Source organism: Rahnella contaminans (assembly GCF_011065485.1).
GTDB lineage: Bacteria > Pseudomonadota > Gammaproteobacteria > Enterobacterales > Enterobacteriaceae > Rahnella > Rahnella contaminans.
The window spans coordinates 399,661-414,932 of the sequence record NZ_JAADJS010000002.1; the positions used below are offsets into that span (position 1 = coordinate 399,661).

Annotated in this window: 11 protein-coding genes; 5 read left to right on the forward strand and 6 right to left on the reverse strand. The window is 55.5% G+C overall.

The window, feature by feature from the left end; genetic code table 11:
* The first annotated feature begins 44 nt into the window (after window positions 1-44).
* Both qseB and qseC read left to right on the forward strand, forming a co-directional pair.
* Complete coding sequence (gene qseB, locus GW579_RS10970) at window positions 45-722, forward strand: quorum sensing response regulator transcription factor QseB (RefSeq protein WP_165059045.1); 678 nt, start codon at window positions 45-47, stop codon at window positions 720-722.
* A gap of 5 nt (window positions 723-727) precedes the next feature.
* Complete coding sequence (gene qseC / locus GW579_RS10975; protein ID WP_165059703.1) at window positions 728-2,086, forward strand: quorum sensing histidine kinase QseC; 1,359 nt, start codon at window positions 728-730, stop codon at window positions 2,084-2,086.
* Window positions 2,087-2,091: 5 nt separating this feature from the next.
* Here the strand turns inward: qseC and folK are convergent, their stop codons facing one another.
* The 6 genes from folK to thpR form a co-directional block, all read right to left on the reverse strand.
* Window positions 2,092-2,571, reverse strand: coding sequence for a 2-amino-4-hydroxy-6-hydroxymethyldihydropteridine diphosphokinase (folK, locus tag GW579_RS10980; protein WP_152327656.1), 480 nt, complete (start codon window positions 2,569-2,571; stop codon window positions 2,092-2,094).
* Window positions 2,568-3,893, reverse strand: a complete 1,326-nt coding sequence (gene pcnB / locus GW579_RS10985; protein ID WP_204902605.1) for a polynucleotide adenylyltransferase PcnB — start codon at window positions 3,891-3,893, stop codon at window positions 2,568-2,570. Before pcnB ends, folK begins: the two co-directional genes overlap by 4 nt.
* 525 nt (window positions 3,894-4,418) lie before the next feature.
* Entirely contained in the window at window positions 4,419-5,285 is an 867-nt protein-coding gene (gene gluQRS, locus GW579_RS10990) for a tRNA glutamyl-Q(34) synthetase GluQRS (RefSeq protein WP_165059049.1), read from the reverse strand.
* 62 nt (window positions 5,286-5,347) lie between these two features.
* Window positions 5,348-5,803 carry an RNA polymerase-binding protein DksA gene (dksA, locus tag GW579_RS10995; protein WP_095924702.1) on the reverse strand — a complete coding sequence of 152 codons (456 nt, stop codon included), beginning with the start codon at window positions 5,801-5,803 and terminating at the stop codon, window positions 5,348-5,350.
* Between the two features lie 245 nt (window positions 5,804-6,048).
* Window positions 6,049-6,768 carry a DNA/RNA nuclease SfsA gene (gene sfsA / locus GW579_RS11000; RefSeq protein WP_165059051.1) on the reverse strand — a complete coding sequence of 240 codons (720 nt, stop codon included), beginning with the start codon at window positions 6,766-6,768 and terminating at the stop codon, window positions 6,049-6,051.
* A 23-nt stretch (window positions 6,769-6,791) separates the two neighbouring features.
* Window positions 6,792-7,334 (reverse strand): RNA 2',3'-cyclic phosphodiesterase, encoded by a 543-nt coding sequence (thpR, locus tag GW579_RS11005; protein ID WP_165059053.1) that lies wholly within the window; start codon window positions 7,332-7,334, stop codon window positions 6,792-6,794.
* A gap of 94 nt (window positions 7,335-7,428) precedes the next feature.
* Here thpR and hrpB point away from each other — a divergent pair, with 94 nt between their 5' ends.
* From hrpB to fhuA, 3 genes are all read left to right on the forward strand, one after another.
* On the forward strand, window positions 7,429-9,873 hold the full coding sequence (hrpB, locus tag GW579_RS11010; protein ID WP_165059705.1) for an ATP-dependent helicase HrpB: 2,445 nt from the start codon (window positions 7,429-7,431) through the stop codon (window positions 9,871-9,873).
* 214 nt (window positions 9,874-10,087) lie between these two features.
* Window positions 10,088-12,715, forward strand: a complete 2,628-nt coding sequence (gene mrcB, locus GW579_RS11015; RefSeq protein WP_165059055.1) for a bifunctional glycosyl transferase/transpeptidase — start codon at window positions 10,088-10,090, stop codon at window positions 12,713-12,715.
* A gap of 294 nt (window positions 12,716-13,009) precedes the next feature.
* On the forward strand, window positions 13,010-15,208 hold the full coding sequence (fhuA, locus tag GW579_RS11020; protein ID WP_152327662.1) for a ferrichrome porin FhuA: 2,199 nt from the start codon (window positions 13,010-13,012) through the stop codon (window positions 15,206-15,208).
* The last annotated feature ends 64 nt before the right edge of the window (window positions 15,209-15,272 follow it).

Below are 15,272 nucleotides of genomic sequence, written 5' to 3' on the forward strand. Positions count from 1 at the left end.
GTGATTAAGAAGCTTCGCCTATAATGAAAAAAACGGAGGGAACCATGCGAATTCTATTGGTTGAAGACGACAAAATGATTGGCGACGGCATCAAAGCCGGGCTGACAAAACTGGGGTTTACGCTCGACTGGTTTACTGACGGGCTGACCGGTAAGGCCGCGCTCGACAGCGCGCCTTACGATGCGGTGATCCTCGATTTAAGCCTGCCGGGAATGGACGGCATGGAGCTGCTGCGTGAATGGCGCAAGGCCGGTCTCGACACGCCGGTACTCATCCTCACGGCGCGCGATGCGCTTGAACAGCGCGTCGGCGGATTGCAGGCCGGTGCGGATGATTATCTGTGTAAGCCGTTTGCGCTGGTGGAAGTGGCCGCGCGTTTACAGGCGCTGATCCGCCGCCGTCATGGCGTGGTTACGCCGAAAGTGACGCACGGCGCAGTGGAATTCGATCCGGCCGCCCGAAGTGTAACGCTCAACGGCGAAACCGTCACGCTCACGCCGCGTGAAGTCGCGGTGCTGGAACTGTTCCTCAATAACAAAGGCCGCGTACTGGCGCGCACCCTGATTCAGGAAAAACTGTATAACTGGGACGACGAGGTCAGCAGCAACGCGGTTGAAGTGCATATCCACCATCTTCGCAGCAAACTCGGCAAAAGCTTCATCCGCACCGTTCACGGCGTGGGATATACGCTGGGCGATGTTTCATCCGGGGAGAACGCGTGAAGGAGCTGAAAAACCTGAGTTTGCGCCTCCGGCTGATCCTGCTGTTTACCGTGCTGGCACTACTGACGTGGCTGATTGCCAGCGGCGTGGCGTGGCACCAGACCCGCAAACACATCAACGAAGTGTTTGATACCCAACAGATGTTGTTTGCCAAACGTCTGGCCGCTACCGGGCTGGGCGACCGGTTGAATATGCAAAAAGACGCCGAGCTGCCGGACACCAAAAAGATGGTACGAAAAGGCTCGCGCGGCCACACCGATGACGATGCGCTGACGTTTGCGATTTTCAATCAGCAGGGCGACATGCTGCTCAACGACGGCGAAAACGGCAAACGTATCCGCTTCGACAGCAACACGCAGGGCTTTAAAGATGACGAGATTAAAGGCGACCACGACGACTGGCGTATGGTCTGGCTGACGTCGCCGGACGGGCAATATCGCGTGGCCGTCGGGCAGGAATACGACTACCGCAATGATATGGCCTGGAGTTTAGTCAGCGGGCAACTGACGCCGTGGCTGGCTTCATTGCCGGTATTGCTGCTGGCGCTGATTGTGATGGTGACGCTGGAACTCCGCCCGCTACGCCGGGTGGCAGAGGGGCTGCGTCAGCGATCGCCGGAAGATGCCACGCCGATTGTCACAGACCGTCTGCCCGGTGAAGTCCTTCCGCTGGCAAACGCGCTGAATTCTCTGTTCGACCGTACCAGTGAAATGCTGGTACGCGAACGCCGGTTTACTTCCGATGCCGCGCATGAATTACGCAGCCCGCTGGCGGCATTGCGCGTGCAAACCGAAGTGGTACAGCTGTCCGGTGACGACACTGAAATGCGTGAACATGCGCTGGAAAACCTGACTACCAGTATCGATCGCGCCACGCGGCTGGTGGATCAGCTGCTGACGCTTTCGCGGCTGGAAAGTTTTTCAGAACCTGAAGAACTGGAGATCATCGACTGGCCTTCGCTGCTTGCACAAAATCTGGCTGAGCAGGATTATCGCGCGCACAGCAAAGGCATCGAATTACGTTTTGAAGAGCAGGGAACGCCGCCGCAAATGCGCGGGCAATCTCTTCTCCTTTCGCTGATGGTGCGTAACCTGCTGGATAACGCGATTCGTTATTCTCCGGCGGGAACCACTGTGTCGGTCACGCTGAATGCGCAGGGATTAACGGTAGAAGATCAGGGGCCGGGGATCTCGGAAGAACATCTGGCGCGGCTGGGCGAACGCTTTTACCGGCCACCCGGTCAGGAGCAAACCGGCAGCGGTCTGGGCATTTCGATCGTACAGAGGATCGCACAGTTACATCACTTGCGGGTGGAGTACCAGAACAAAGCAGAAGGGGGATTACAGGTGCGGGTAAGTCGCTGAGCGGCTTACCATTTTTTCAGGCCATTCAGCGGAACGCGATCCAATACGCTTTGCAACGTTTCGCCATCCGGGAACACCAGATCCGGTGCCAGATCCGCCAGCGGGTAAAGCATAAACTCGCGGTTTTTCATATGATAATGCGGCACGGTCAGACGTTCAGTCTCGATCACCCGATCGCCATAACACAGCATATCCAGATCTAATGTCCGCGGGCCCCAGCGTTCGGCTTTGCGGACACGTCCCTGATTTTGCTCGATGGCTTGCGTGCAATCGAGCAGCTCTTCCGGTGGTAACAACGTATCGAGCGACACCACGGCGTTCAGATAATCAGGCTGATCCTGCGGCCCCAGCGGTTTGCTGCGGTAAAACGGAGAGACAGCGACAAAACGGGTGCGCGGCAAATGTGCCAGCGCCTCCAGCGCGCAATTTACCTGGTCGAGAGGTCGTGAGAGATTGCTTCCCAGAGCCAGGTAAACGCGGATCATTGACCGCCGTCCTTGCGGGGAGCGCGTTTACGCGGACGACGTGTCCGTGCGCGGCGCGCAGGCGTTGCGTCGTCACCGAGCGTTCCGAGCATGGCTTTCTGCGAGGCCGGTGTGGCTTCCTGGAATTCACCCCACCACTGCGCCAGACTTTGCAGTTCGCGATGCTGTTCAACTTCAGCGCGCAGAACCAGTAAATCGTAAGCGGCGCGGAACTTAGGATGTTCCATCAGCTTGTGCGCGCGTTTGCCCTGACGGCGGGACAGACGCAGCTGCAATGCCCAGATGTCACGCACCAGCGTGGTAATACGTTTTGGAATTGCCAGCGTGCGACATTGTTCGTCGAGCACATCGTTCATGGCCAGCGCGAAGGCGTCGTAATACGTCAGACCGCCTTCCTGCGCCAGTTTCTGTGCATGTTCAATCACCGGATACCACAACATTGCCGCGAACAGGAACGCCGGATTAACGCGCTGATCGTTTTGCAAACGGTAGTCGGTATTTTTCAGAACCTGCAACAGAATATGTTCCATCGGGCTGTCGCCATGCTCAGTAAACTGGCGGGCAATCAGCGGGAACAGTGGCTGGAACAGCTGGTATTCACACAGTTTTTTGTACGTGGCATAACCGTAGCCGGCTTGCAGCAACTTCAGCGATTCTTCAAACAGACGCGCAGGCGGAATTTCCTGTAACAGGGTCGCCAGACGTGGGATCGGCTCAGCGGTTTCCGGGCTGATCTTCATGTCGAGTTTTGCAGCGAAACGCACCGCACGCAGCATACGCACCGGGTCTTCGCGGTAGCGGGTTTCCGGATCACCAATCAGGCGGATGATGCCGTTTTCCAGATCACGCAGGCCGCCGGTGTAATCGCGGACGGTGAAATCAGCCACGCCGTAATACAGGCTGTTGATGGTGAAGTCGCGGCGCTGAGCATCGTCTTCAATCGTGCCGAAGATGTTATCGCGCAGCAGCATGCCGTTCTGGGCCTGCTGGGAAACGTTTTTATCGTCGGTTTCTTCGTACTGTTCGTGGTGACCACGGAACGTGGCGACCTCGATGATTTCCGGGCCGAACATCACATGGGCCAGACGGAAACGGCGGCCAACCAGACGGCAGTTACGGAAAAGTTTGCGCACCTGGTCAGGCGTTGCATTGGTCGTGATATCGAAATCTTTTGGCTTTTTATCCAGCAGCAAATCGCGCACGCCACCGCCCACCAGGAAGGCTTCATAGCCAGACTTGTTCAGTCGGTACAGAACTTTCAGGGCGTTTTCGCTGATGTCACGGCGGGAAATATTATGCTCATCGCGGGGAATGATGGTCATCGCACGGGTTTCGCCCGCGTAATCAAATGACGGGCGTGGTTTCTGGACGTGCTCGGTACGCGGAGCGCGCTGTTCGCTGCGTTCGCCACGGTTGTCGGTACGTTCACCGCGATTGTCATTACGTTCGCCACGCGGCTGATAAGGCGCTGAGCGACGGTTGTTGTTATTACGACGGTCGCCCCGGTTTGCGTTGTCATCCCGACGGCCACGATTTTCGCGGCGTTGCTCGTTGTCACGACGTTCAGGATGGTTTGCCTTCACAGTGTTTTCAGCCACAGGAGACGGATCGCGACGGGAATTATCCTCACGATTAACTTCTCCATGAAGTGCGGCTTCGTCATGAACAGCCTTTTCTTCACGAACGACTTTATCTTCACGGACCAGCACCTTACGGCAAAAATTGGCTACTCGGGTAAAAATGGTACACCTCGATAGTGACTGAAAAAATTGGCGTGACGCAAAAACAGCGGCTAATCATAGCTCACGATAGCCTCTTTGAGAATGCCGATGTCAGTTCAGCGGTGATTAAGCGCCCTGACGCGGTATCTCAGAGGGCGTCCAGTGCGTTGTCGCCCAGCGTAATAATAAAGGCAAAGTGTAATCCTGCCAGTTTTCCGGCAGCGTTTGGCCTAAAAATTTCAGTGCGTTAATGATTACCGGCCGCGGATCGCCTTCAGGCAGCGCCGGTGCATGATTTTGTTTGGAAAGCTTGTCGCCATTTTCATTCAGTGCCAGCGGCAAATGCAGATATCCCGGTTGCGGATAGCCCAGATGCCGGTAAAGCGAAATCTGGCGCACGGTCGGCTCGATGAGATCGGCTCCGCGCACAATATGATTCACGCCCTGAAAATGGTCATCAACGACCACCGCCAGATTGTAGGCAAACAGCCCGTCGCGGCGGCGGATAATAAAATCTTCTTCGGCCAGCTGGCTTTCGGCCTGTAAATGCCCCTGAAAATCATCATCAAAACTATAAACCGGCAAGGTCTGATGCAGGCGAATTGCGGCGTTTTCTGCACCTAAATTCAGGCCACGGCAGTGACCGTCGTAAAAGCCGCCGCTTTGCGTAATGCGCTGGCGGGTACAGGTGCAGTAATAGCTTTTTTGTTGCTGATACAGCCAGTCCAGCACTTCGCGGTAGGCGTCATGACGTTTGGATTGCCAGACGACGTCACCGTCCCATTCCAGACCATAGCGTTCAAGCGTGGCCAGAATGCGGTCAGCAGAACCGGGAATTTCACGCGGCGGATCGATATCGTCAATGCGAACCAGCCACTGGCCGTTTTGGGCGCGGGCATGCAGATAACTGCCGAGTGCGGCAATCAGCGAACCGAAATGGAGGTCACCGGAAGGTGAAGGCGCGAAACGGCCCGTATATTGATTTTGTGGCATAAGAATGGGGTCGTGCTTTTAAAGGGAACGCGGTGCATGACGCACCGCGTGGAACCCGGGACTTAGCCAGCCATCTGCTTTTCGCGGATTTCTGCCAGAGTCTTACAGTCGATACACAAGTCAGCGGTCGGACGTGCTTCAAGACGGCGGATGCCAATCTCAACGCCACAGGAATCGCAATAACCGAAATCCTCGTCTTCCACTTTTTTCAGTGTTTTTTCAATCTTTTTGATCAGCTTACGTTCACGGTCACGGTTACGCAGTTCGAGGCTGAATTCTTCTTCCTGAGCGGCACGGTCGACCGGATCAGGGAAGTTTGCAGCTTCATCCTGCATGTGTGTAACGGTACGATCTACTTCATCCCTGAGCTGATTGCGCCATGCTTCAAGAATCTTTTTGAAGTGAGCCAGCTGAGCGTCGTTCATGTACTCTTCGCCCGGCTTCTCTTGATACGGCTGCACCCCAGCGATAGCGAGAATGCTCAAGGACGACGTCTTACGGGTTTGGCCTTCTTGCATGATGCTTCTCCTACATAACACGCACTATGTTCATCCACCTTAACGTTTACAGATTGTCTGCAAATGAGAGGCTTCGAACATTTCGATCCCCAACGGGGGAAAAAATCAGGCCGCTATAAATAACAGAAGGCAACGAGGTTGGCAATTATTCCTGACAGGTGCTTGACAAGCCTGTGAGGAAAAGCGTATTCGCGACCTGTTTTTTATGCCGCCGACGGCTAATAACAGGGTTATCCGAACTGGGTTTATCCGTTTAGCGATTTCGTGACCAGCGGTAAACGTTCTGTGAGGCGGATACCCTCAGCAGAAAGTGCGGCACCGTAGCACATCACTTCTACACCATTTTTCTGAACCTGCGTCAGCAATTCTGTGTAACGGGGATCAATATGGTGTGCAGCAGACACGCTTTCAATGCCTGAATGTAAAACAGCGAAGAAAAGTACTGCTCGCTGCCCCTGTTCTGCCATCGACTGTAACTCGCGCAAATGCTTCTGGCCGCGCAGCGTGACTGCATCCGGGAAGAATCCCTGACCTTCGTGCAGCAGCGTGACAGATTTCACTTCAATATAGCAGTCAGGTTGATTTTCTGCCTGTAACATCAAGTCTATACGGCTATTTTCGGTGCCGTATTTTACTTCCGCCGATAAATTACTGTAACCGGATAATTCCGGTATGCGACCGGCTTCTATTGCCTCGCGCACCAGCTGGTTTGCCCGCAGCGTATTCACGCAAATCCAGTGATGTTGCTGCGTTTCGGTCAGCTCCCAGCTGTGGGCATATTTACGTTTGGCGTTATCAGAGGTGGAATACCAGACGGTATCGCCCGGCGTGGCGCAACCGGTCATTGCGCCGGTGTTGGCGCAGTGCAGCGTAAGTTCACGGCCATCTGGGGTGATGACGTCAGCGAGAAAACGTTTGTAACGTTTGATCAGGGTAGCGGGTTGAAGCGCTGGCTCGAAATGCATGAGAGTTTCCGTATGAAAGAGGTTCAGATGGCCGGAATGTCAGCCAGAGGCCAGCTTTGCAGGCAGCGGTAACGGGTACGCCCGCGTTCGTAAGTCGATTCGTAAAGACTGAATCCTTCGGCGTCCAGTTGCCAGTTGGGCGTGGCGGGTGGGATCGCCACCGGCCGCGTGGCGCTGCGGTACAACGACACGTGCGGATGAAACGGCAGCGTACTCTGATGACAGCCGTTACGCGCGGCGTGAGAGCGCAGCACCGAAGCCAGTTGCAGCAGCGCATTGGGCGCGCGCTTCGTGCCTATCCAGACCACGCCGGAACCCGGCCAGTGGCCGATATCGTCCAGACACAGGCTGAATTTATGCGCCTGAATGCGCCCGGCGATGCGGGTCAGCGCATCCGCTTTGAGTTCACTGATTTCGCCCAGAAACGCCAGCGTAATGTGCAGGTTCGCCGCCGCGACGGGGCGGCCGGTGTCCTGCGGAAAGTTATCGGCACGCCATTTGATGACCTGCTTTTGTAACTTTGCAGGTAACGCTAAGGCGAAAAACAAGCGGCGCTCGGCAGACATATTCATTCCTGGTTTAAAAAAATCACGACATACCGGATCTGGCGCTAAATGCTACAATGCCCGCCGTTTAAAGTTAACTCTCATGGAGAATTCATTGTCTTCTTTGCCGGTCAGCGCCGTACTTGAACCGCTTTTAATCGCCCTTAAGCAGGCACCACAAGTGTTACTGCTCGCGCCGACCGGTGCCGGTAAATCGACCTGGCTGCCGTTGCAATTGCTCAAACAGAGCAATCTGCCGGGGAAAATCCTGTTGCTGGAGCCGCGTCGTCTGGCGGCGAAAAATGTCGCTTTCCGTCTGGCGCAGCAGTTGGGCGAAACGCCGGGGCAGACTGTCGGTTACCGTATGCGCGCCGAAAGCAAAACCAGCGCGGCGACGCGGCTTGAAGTCGTGACCGAAGGCATTCTCACCCGCATGGTGCAGGCAGATCCTGAACTGACCGGTGTTTCGCTGGTGATCCTCGATGAATTCCATGAGCGCAGTTTGCAGGCCGATCTGGCGCTGGCGCTGCTGCTCGATGTACAAAATGCGCTGCGCGATGATCTGAAACTGCTGATCATGTCCGCGACGCTCGACAATCTGCGTTTATCGCCGCTGCTGCCTGATGCGCCGGTGATCGTCTCCGAAGGCCGCAGTTTTCCGGTTGACCGTCAGTATCTTTCCCTCGCCACTCACGAAAGGCTGGACGAAGGCGTTTCCCGCGTGGTCAGCCGCCTGATGAGTGAAAATCACGGCTCGATGCTGCTGTTTTTGCCCGGCGTTTCCGAAATTACCCGCGTGCAAAATCTGCTTTCGGGCAAGGTGGCAGACGATGTCGATCTCTGCCCGCTGTACGGCGCGCTCTCTTTAGAACAGCAGCAAAAAGCCATTCAGCCTTCACCCGCCGGACGTCGCAAAATCGTGCTGGCGACCAATATTGCGGAAACCAGCCTGACCATTGAAGGTATCCGGCTGGTGGTCGACAGCGGTCTGGAGCGCAGCGCGCAGTTTGACCCGCGCAGCGGCCTGACGCGTCTCGTTACGCAGCGTATCAGTCAGGCGTCGATGACCCAGCGCGCAGGCCGCGCAGGGCGTCTGGAGCCGGGATTGTGCTGGCATCTGTTCAGCAAAGAGCAGGGGGAACGCGCCAGTGCGCAGGCCGAAGCGGAAATCCTGCAAAGCGATCTGAGCAGTTTCTGGCTGGAGCTGTTGCAGTGGGGGTGTCAGGATCCGGCCCAGCTTCAGTGGCTTGATGCACCGCCCGCGGCGGCGTTGTCGGCGGCAAAACACCTTTTACATCAGCTTGGCGCGACCGACGCGCAGGGCAAACTTACCGCTGCCGGACAGCGCATGGCGCAACTCGGCTGCGAGCCACGGCTGGCAGCGATGTTGATTTCTTCGGCGCAGCAAAGCCCGGACGCGCTGGCGACGGCGGCTCTGCTGGCGGCCATGCTCGAAGAACCACCACGCGGCGGATTGCCGGATATTGATTACTGGTTCAGCCGTCCGCAGGGCAACTGGCAGCGGCGGGCAAAACAGCTGGTGCAGCGTACCGGTGCGAAAAGCGGTGACGCGGATGCCTCGCTCGCGCCGTGGCTGCTGGCGCGGGCCTTCAGCGACCGTATCGCCCAGCGGCGCGGCGAAGATGGCCGTTATCTGCTGGCGAACGGGCTGGGCGCGTCTTTGCCACAGGACGACGGATTAACCCGCGCGCCGTGGCTGGTTGCGCCGCAATTATTACAGGGCAACAACAGCCCGGACGCCCGAATTTTGCTGGCGATTTCGCTCGATATCACACAACTGCCTGCGCGGTTGCCGGACGTCGTGAAAGAGCAGACGGCGGTCGAATGGGATGAAGAAAAAGGTACGCTGCGCGCGTGGCGGCGCTGGCAAATCGGGCGTCTGGTGCTGAAAGCGAATCCGCTGGCGAAGCCGGAAGATGGCGAGCTGCAACAGGCGCTGATCGACTGGATCCGCACGCAGGGTTTGCAGGCGCTGACCTGGTCGGTGGCCGCCGAACAATTGCGCCTGCGCCTGACCTGTGCGGCCAAATGGTTGCCGGAAGATGACTGGCCAGCGATGGACGACGAGGCCCTGCTCGGCGGGCTGGAAAGCTGGTTACAGCCTTCTTTACAGGGCGTGCGTTCGTTAAAATCGCTGCAACAGGTTGATTTGTATGATGCCTTATTAAGGCTTTGTGACTGGAAACAGCGTCAGCGTCTTGACGCCGCTTTACCGACGCATTACACCGTCCCGACTGGCAGTCGCCTGCCGATCCGCTATCATGCAGACCAGCCACCGGCGCTTTCGGTGCGGATGCAGGAAATGTTTGGCGAAGAACGCAGCCCTGAACTTGCCGAAGGGCGCGTGACCGTGGTGCTGGAATTGCTGTCTCCGGCGCAGCGGCCTTTGCAAATTACCGCCGATCTCGCGGCGTTCTGGCAGGGCTCGTACCGCGAAGTGCAGAAAGAAATGAAAGGGCGCTACCCGAAACATCCGTGGCCTGACAACCCGGCAGAAGCAGCTCCGACGCGGCGAACGAAGAAGTATTCCGCGCAATAAGCGTGGCGACGAAATTGTTCAGGAAAGGTCGCTTTTTTTCAGACCTTTCTTCTGGAAGTTAACCAAAGCCGGGCACAGAGTAAGCGCCTTGCTGCCCGCGTTGCGGGATAAAAAAGTATCCGTTTGAATCGAATATGAAAATGACTCAGCTAAACAGAATCATTATGCAGAATAACTTTATGACGAACACAGCAGTACGTGGGGAGAATGACTGATGTCTGGCGATGATCGCGAGCCAATTGGCCGTAAAGGTAAACCCGCCGGGCGCAAGCCTGTGCGGACTCGTCCGGTTCGCCGCAGCCGTCGGGATGACGACTACGACGAATACGAAGAAGAGGAACTCGATGACGAGTATGAGGATGAAGATGATTATGAAGAAGAACGGGGATCTCGCATGAGCCGCAAAGCACCGCCGCGTAAAGCGAAAAAAGGCGGCAAGAAGAGCCTGAAACGCCGTATTTTCTGGCTGCTGGTCAAGCTGTTCATCGTCTTTGCCATTCTGCTGGGCATTTACGCGGTCTATCTGAACCGTGAAATCCACAGCCGCATCGACGGCGGTAAAGTCTGGCAATTACCGGCGGCCGTTTATGGTCGTCAGGTGAACCTTGAGCCGGATATGTCCATCAGCAAAGCTGAAATGGTCGGGTTGCTGGAAGGCACGCAATATCGCGAAGTGACGCGCATCACCCGTCCGGGCGAATTTACCGTTCACGCAAATTATATTGATTTACTGCGCCGTCCGTTTGATTTCCCGGAAGGCAAAGAAGGGCAGGTTAACGCGCGTCTTATGTTTGACGGCAACAGTCTGTCAGAAATTAAAAACCTGGATAATCAGCGTGATTTCGGGCTGTTCCGCCTGGATCCGCGTTTGATCACCATGTTGCAGGCGTCCAATGCTAACGGCGAACAACGCCTGTTCGTGCCGCGTTCCGGCTTCCCGGACTTGCTGGTTGATACCTTGCTGGCAACGGAAGACCGCCATTTCTACGAGCACGACGGGATTAACTTCTATTCCATCGGCCGTGCGGTGGTGGCGAACCTGACAGCCGGTCATGCGGTGCAGGGCGGTTCTACGCTGACCCAGCAGTTGGTCAAAAACCTGTTCCTGACCAACGAACGCTCGCTGAGCCGTAAGGCGCGTGAAGCGGTGATGGCGGTCTTGCTCGACGCCGATTACAGCAAAGATCGCATCCTTGAGCTGTATCTGAACGAGGTATATCTCGGCCAGAGCGGTTCGGATCAGATCCGCGGTTTCCCGCTGGCGAGCCTGTACTACTTTGGCCGTCCGGTGAACGAACTGAGCCTCGATCAGCAGGCATTGCTGGTCGGTATGGTGAAAGGCGCATCGCTGTATAACCCGTGGCGTAACCCGGCGATGGCGTTGCAACGTCGTAATCTGGTGCTGCGTTTGCTGGTCGATCAGAAAGTTATCGATCAGGAATTGTATGACATGCTGAGCGCGCGTCCGCTGGGCGTACAGCCCAAAGGCGGGGTGATTTCACCGCAGCCTGCGTTCATGCAGATGGTGCGTCAGGAATTGCAGGCCAAACTGGGCGATAAAGTTCAGGACATGTCCGGGGTGAAAATTTTCACCACGCTGGATCCGATTTCTCAGGATGCGGCGGAAAAAGCAGTTGAGGAAGGCATTCCGTTACTTCGCAAGAAAAGCGGCCTGAACGACATCGAAACCGCGATGGTGATTGTTGACCGTTATACCGGCGAAGTGCGTGCGATGGTCGGCGGGGCGGAAACGCAGTTTGCCGGTTTCAACCGCGCCATGCAGGCGCGCCGTCAGGTCGGTTCTCTGGCTAAACCAGCGACCTATCTGACTGCGCTGTCGCAGCCGGATAAATACCGTCTGAATACCATTCTTGCTGACCAGCCGCTGAACCTGAAACTGGCGAACGGTCAGATCTGGTCGCCGAAAAACGATGATCATCAGTTCCGCGGTCAGGTTCTGCTGGTCGATGCGCTGGCGCGTTCCATGAACGTCCCGACGGTTAATCTCGGTATGGCGGTGGGTCTCGACAACATCACAAAGACGCTGATTGATTTGGGGATCCCGAAAGAATCCCTGAACCAGACGCCGTCGATGTTGCTCGGTGCAATCGCGCTGACGCCGATGGAAGTGGCGCAGGAATACCAGACCATTGCCAGCGGCGGTAACAAAGCGCCACTGTCGGCGGTGCGTTCGGTGATTGCGGAAGACGGCACGGTCTTGTACCAGAGCTTCCCGCAGGCAGTACGTGTGATCCCTGCTCAGGCCGCTTATCTGACATTGTACGCAATGCAGCAGGTGGTTCAGGAAGGGACATCGCGCGCGCTGGCGAACAAATTCCCGAAACTGCATCTGGCCGCGAAAACCGGGACATCGAACGAACTGCGTGACAGCTGGTTTGCCGGTATCGACGGCAATCAGGTCGCAATCACCTGGGTTGGCCGCGATAACAACGGCCCGTCTAAGCTGTGGGGTTCGACCGGTGCACTGGTGCTGTATGGCCGCTATCTGGAAAACGGCACGCCTCAGCCGCTTGATCTGCAAATGCCGGAAGGTATCAGCCCGATGAATATCGACGGCGCGGGTAACTTTGTGTGTGGCGGCGGCGGTATGTTGGGCGGTGGCACCGTGCGTTCCATTCCGGTGTGGACGGATTCACCGGATGCTATGTGCCAGGCTTCTGTTTCTGCCGTTCAGCAGCAACAGCAGCAACAACAGCAGCAGATTCAGCAGCAACAGCAGCAACAACAGCCTCAGGGCCAGCAACCTCAGGCGCAGGACGAGAAGAAAGACAGCAACGGTGTTGCCGGTTGGATCAAGGACATGTTCGGTTCCGGCCAGTAACAAATTGTTGATTTCAGAAACATTAAAGGGCGCGATGAAAATCGCGCCCTTTTTAATTGTTATTCTTAACTCAAATTTCCCCGTCGTGTTTTACATTCCCGTCAGGTCTTTCACAACTCATTCCGTATAATTCATAGGCGTTTTTACCCATGCTTAACATGGGGATACTTTTTATTCATTCAGCCAATCTATGAGTCAAATAGGCTTGCAGAGCCCCGCGCAATGCGCATATTATGCGACGGTCATAATAATAATTATCGTTTACATTCCCATTACCACTCCAGAGATAATGCAATGGCTTCTCAATGCTCGCTTTCAAACTCAGTCCAAAAAGGCGCATTTAAGCGTCGGACGCTCGCGTTAACCATTACCGCCGTTCTGGGCTCCACCGCGTTTTACGCAGGTGCAGCAACCACAGCAACCGCAAAAGAAGATACGATTAATGTCACCGGCGCGACTCAGACATCCACTGAATCTGCGTGGGGCCCGGCTCCGACGATCGCTGCAAAACGCAGCGCGACGGCGACCAAAACCGATACACCTATCGAAAAAGTTCCCCAGTCTGTTTCTGTGGTCACCCGTGAAGAAATGGATACTCACCAGCCACAGTCCGTCAAGGAAGCGCTGGGTTACACGCCGGGTATCACCGTTTCAACCCGTGGATCTTCAAATACCTATGATGCGGTGAAAATCCGTGGCTTCGGCTCAGTTAACCAGAATAACTATTTGGATGGTCTGAAGCTGCAAGGTGATTTCTACAACGAAGTCCTTATCGACCCTTACATGCTTGAACGCGTTGAACTGATGCGCGGTCCGACTTCCGTTCTGTACGGAAAAAGCAGCCCAGGCGGTATCATTTCTATGGTCAGTAAGCGTCCGACCACTGAACCGCTGAAAGAAGTGCAGTTCAAAATGGGGACAGATAATCTCTGGCAGACCGGTTTTGATTTCAGTGATGCCATCGACGATGCTGGCGTGTACTCTTACCGTCTGACCGGTGTGGCGCGCTCCAACGACCTTCAGCAGGATATGTCGAAAGAAAAACGTTACGCTATTGCGCCGTCTTTCTCATGGCGTCCTGACGATAAAACCAATTTCACCTTCTTAGCTAACCTGCAAGACACGCCTGAAACGGGTTACTACGGCTGGTTACCGAAAGAGGGTACCGTTCAGCCACTGCCAAACGGCTCTCATCTGGGAAGCGGCTTCAACGAAGGTGCGCCAAATAACACTTATTCGCTGTCTCACAAAATGGTTGGCTACACGTTCGACCATGAGTTCAACGATACTTTCACCGTGCGTCAGAACCTGCGTTATGTTGAATCGAAAACGTCGCAGAAAAGTGTTTATGGTGTTGGACTGGATACCAGTCCGACAGCAATCAACAATCATATGTTGAACCGCAGCACCGTGGTGGATAACGAGAAGCTGAACAACTTCGCGGTTGATACCCAGTTACAAAGCAAATTTGCGACCGGTGCCGTGGATCATACCCTGCTGACCGGTGTCGATTTCCAGCAGATGCGCAACGACGTGAACGCCACGTTTGGTACTGCGACGCAGCTGGATCTGTACAACCCGGTTTACGAAGATTTCGATTTCGGTGGTGCCGCGCCTTACCAGCAGAACAAGCAGAAACAAACGGGTCTCTATGCTCAGGATCAGGCCGAGTGGAACAAGTTTGTTCTGACTGTTGGCGGTCGTTATGACTGGCTAACGCAGTCTACCCGCGCTTATCAGGCTAATAACTACACTGAGCGTAATGACAGCCAGTTCACCGGGCGTGCCGGTCTGAACTACCTGTTTGATAACGGGGTTACGCCGTACCTCAGTTACAGCGAATCCTTTGAGCCAAACTCCGGTGCAGATTTCTCGGGCAATACGTTCACACCTTCCAAAGGCCGTCAGTACGAAGCCGGTGTGAAATATGTGCCGAAAGATATGCCTGTTGTGGTTACCGGTTCCGTTTATCAGTTGACGAAAACCAATAACCTGATGTCCGATCCTGCTCACGTATTCTCCTCTATCCAGGGCGGTGAAATTCGTTCCCGCGGTGTAGAACTGGAAGCGAAAGCGGCAGTGAACGCCAACATCAACATGACGGCGTCTTACACCTACACCCAGGCGGAATACACGAAAGACACCACGCTGAAGGGCAATACCCCGGAGCAGGTGCCGAAACACATGGCTTCACTTTGGGGCGATTACACCTTCTACGACGGTATCCTCAGTGGCCTGACCGTAGGCACCGGTGGACGTTTCCTCGGTTCCAGCTATGGTGATCCGGCGAACACCTTCAAAGTGGGTAGCGCAACTGTGATGGATGCGGTTGTGAAATACGATCTGGGTCGTTTCGGTCTTAACGGTTCCAGCGTGGCAGTGAACGTCAACAACCTGCTGGATCGTGAATACGTCGCAAGCTGCTTCGCGACGTACGGTTGCTTCTATGGCGCAGAGCGTCAGGTTGTCGCAACAGCCACCTTCCGTTTCTAAAGGCTTTAATAAGTTAATTCCGGGCACGCTGGTCGTGCCCGTTTCCTGTTTTCAACCAGATGTC